This window comes from Chitinivibrionia bacterium (assembly GCA_009779925.1).
Taxonomy (GTDB): domain Bacteria; phylum Fibrobacterota; class Chitinivibrionia; order Chitinivibrionales; family Chitinivibrionaceae; genus WRFX01.
In genome coordinates, this window is sequence record WRAZ01000084.1 from 1 (window position 1) to 3215 (window position 3215).

Here is a 3215-nt window from a genome sequence, read left to right on the forward strand (position 1 = left end):
AAAAAATGAATTTTTCATTTTCTCAACCTCGAATATAGCCAATATTCAATCTACGAGAAAATGAGAGAGAGCGTGTCTTTGTTGGCACACTCTTTTCTCGTGGTTTTCGGTAGATAGGGTTTTGGCTATAACCTGAGGTTCGGAAATTGACAGAGGAAAAGGAGTGCGCCTTTTTTCATTTATCAAAAAAACACTCCGTAATTGTTTAATCTTAATTAAAGGGGTGTTTTATGAATTTCAAAAAATTCTTGGTATTGGCGGTGATGTTAGCCGCTTTGGTTTTTATCGGTTGTTCGGGTGGTGGCACCAGCGGCGGTGGCGGTTATGGTGGCGATGAAACTGTTTCGGGTGTATTAGAGTTAAATCTTCGCGGACAAGTTTGGTTAGGAGATTGGACACATGATGACATTTATGATGTGTTAACCGATGTAAGATACACTCAATTCTCCGGAAATCGAACTGTTTTTTCCAGTATTGGCGTTAACGGCGAAATTTCCAACGGACAATTAAACTTCACTGTTGGAACGCCAAGCAACATTTATTTGGGATATGCATATGATTATTTCGACGATTGGAGTGGCGGATATGACAATTTAAGAATAAGTAATCCAGAGGCGAGAGTTGTGTTATTATGGCTCAACATTCCCATGAGTGGAGTTTATAGAGAATTGGAGACAGTATCAAGGTCAGGAAATAGAACTAACTATACAGGGCAGCATGTAATATTTATATATGTTGACCAAAATTTAACAGTTAGCGGCAGAGGAACAAGCTATAATTGGCAAGAGTTGTGGAACGGAATAACCTATAGGGAAACTTTGAGAACATCGAATTTTAATATTTCTCTAAAAAAAGGTTGGAATAGTATTCTTTTTAGGTTTGAAGAAACAGTATCTATTAGTAATAACACAATAATTTATGACTTAATGGAAACTATATCTATTGGCAATCCGAATAATTTAAGATGGGTATTGGAAGGATGGGACAACTACAATGAGTTTTCTGCAGAAACTTGTAGCATTAGGTCGAACAAAAACCGGCAAATAGAACGTCGCTCGGCACTTATCAATCGAATGAGAACAGAACTTTCGGCGGAGTAAGCAACGAGTTTCGGTGGCAAAACATATTTACATCAATCTCGAATTGGTATAAAACGATAAAACGTAGGGGCGACCGCCCTCGGTCGCTCGCAACAAACGCCGATTATCTGGAATTTAACCAATAACAACGGACGTTTCGTCGCCAACGGCGCGTATTTAATTATTGTCGAGGCAACAGGTATCAGCGGAAAGACGTATCAATATTCGACAAGAATTGGCGTAAACAGATAACATCAACCAATAAGGGCGTATTGCAATACGCCCTTATTTCCGAAAGATTTCTTTCTTTTTGCACGGGATATCGGTTGATAAAAACAAAAAACCTGCAACATTTATTCTTTTTCTCGGTTGGCATAATGTATATTGTCATACGGGAAACCTCTTTTGTTTTACTTGAGAAGATTTTTGATTGACTAAGGAGTTGTTTTATGGTTGAGGGCAAAAAAGAATTCACTATTCTTATAGTGGACGACGAAAAAATGAACGTGGATGTGCTGGGCGGTATTTTGTCGCCTATGTATAATCTTTTGATTTCAAAGAACGGGGCAAGGGCTTTGGAATTGGCGCAGGAGCGCGTTCCCGACCTCATACTGCTCGACGTTCTTATGCCTGATATGTCGGGATTTGAGGTCATTGCAAAGTTGAAAGAATCCGAAATCACACATAAAATTCCGGTTATTTTTATTACGGGACTAACAGGAAGCGAAGACGAAGAAAAAGGGTTTTTCTTGGGGGCGGTCGATTATATTGCAAAACCCTTTGTTAAATCCATTGTTAAGGCGAGAGTTAATACGCATATAAAAATTATAGACCAAATGCGCACCATTGAACGTATCGGGCTTTTAGACCCTCTGACAAAAATTCCCAATAGGCGCGGGTTTGAAGAACGGCTTAACGCGGAATGGGGAAGGGCTATGCGCGAGGGCGCGTACATCAGTTTTTTGTTGATGGATATAGATAAATTTAAAACCTACAACGATACTCACGGACACCAGCAGGGAGACGTTGCGCTGAAAACATTTGCCGAAGTGTCTTCCAAGTCGCTTTTGCGCTCGATTGATTACGAAGCGCGTTGGGGCGGCGAAGAATTTGTCGTGCTTTTGCCGGGGTTAAACGCCGAAGGAGCAATTGCGGTCGCCGAAAGAATACGCAAAAATGTGGAGGAAGCGATTGTTCCTACCGAAGACGGCGGCGAAACAAAAATAACGGTAAGTATCGGAATAAATTCTATGGTTCCCACTGCGGATATATCGGCAAAAGAGTTCATTGAAAGAGCGGACAGAGCGCTCTACAAAGCAAAAGAGGCGGGCAGAAACAGGTTTGTCTTAAGCGAGGAATAAGCGAGAAACAGCGAAGAATAAAAGTGTAAAAAAGATTTGGGGAAAACGACTAAGGGGAGGTAATTGTGGCTATATTAAAGCGAATGGGCTTTTTTATTGTTGTCGTAATTGTGGCGGCGACGGTTTTTACGGCTTGCTCACAGTGTTCGGTTAACGGCAGAAACAACAATAACGGCGTGGTGGTGCTTACCTCGTTTAGAGACATTCCCGGGATTACAAACGAAGACATCGAAGCGATTGAGGCGTTGCAAAGAAGCAGAACGTCGTTTGTTTACGGCGCAAATTACAGCACGGAAGCGTTTAGCGGAGAAGACGGCGTGGTAAGAGGATTTACCGCTCTTTTTTGCGAATGGCTTACTCAGTTGTTCGAAATACCGTTTATCCCGCAAATTTTTGAGTGGGACGAATTGGTCGAAGGTCTGGAAAACCACAGCATCGACTTTTCGGGAGAACTTACGGCGAACGAAGAACGGCGAAAAAAATACTTTATGACCGACGATATTGTTCAGCGACGTATTATATATGTACGCTTGGATAACACGCACACGCTCAGCGAAATCTCCCAAACCCGCCCTTTGCGCCTTGCATTTTTGGACGGCACAACCACCATTGACGACGTTCGCGGGCATAAAACCAAAGATTTTGAAGTATTTCTTGTGGACGATTATCCCGAGGCGTACGAACTCCTGCGAAGCGGAGCGATTGACGCGTTTTTTGACGAATCCCCCGCCGAAGCCGCGTTTGACGTTTACGGAAAAGTATTTGTAAACACGTA

At 42.2% G+C, this 3215-nt stretch carries 3 protein-coding genes; all 3 read left to right on the forward strand.

The genetic code is table 11. From position 1 onward, the window contains the following. Window positions 1–230: 230 nt before the first annotated feature. A complete protein-coding gene (locus FWE23_11455) occupies window positions 231–1100 on the forward strand; it encodes a hypothetical protein (GenBank protein ID MCL2846042.1) in 870 nt (289 codons plus the stop codon). A 428-nt stretch (window positions 1101–1528) separates the two neighbouring features. Further along, window positions 1529–2440 (forward strand): diguanylate cyclase, encoded by a 912-nt coding sequence (locus FWE23_11460; GenBank protein MCL2846043.1) that lies wholly within the window; start codon window positions 1529–1531, stop codon window positions 2438–2440. A 65-nt stretch (window positions 2441–2505) separates the two neighbouring features. Next, on the forward strand, window positions 2506–3215 hold a 710-nt coding region (locus tag FWE23_11465), incomplete at its 3' end, for a transporter substrate-binding domain-containing protein (GenBank protein MCL2846044.1).

Coding starts and splice junctions, on each gene's coding strand:
- FWE23_11460 (MCL2846043.1), top strand. CDS start 1,529: ATGGTTGAGGGCAAAAAAGAATTCACTATTCTTATAGTGGACGACGAA.
- FWE23_11455 (MCL2846042.1), top strand. CDS start 231: ATGAATTTCAAAAAATTCTTGGTATTGGCGGTGATGTTAGCCGCTTTG.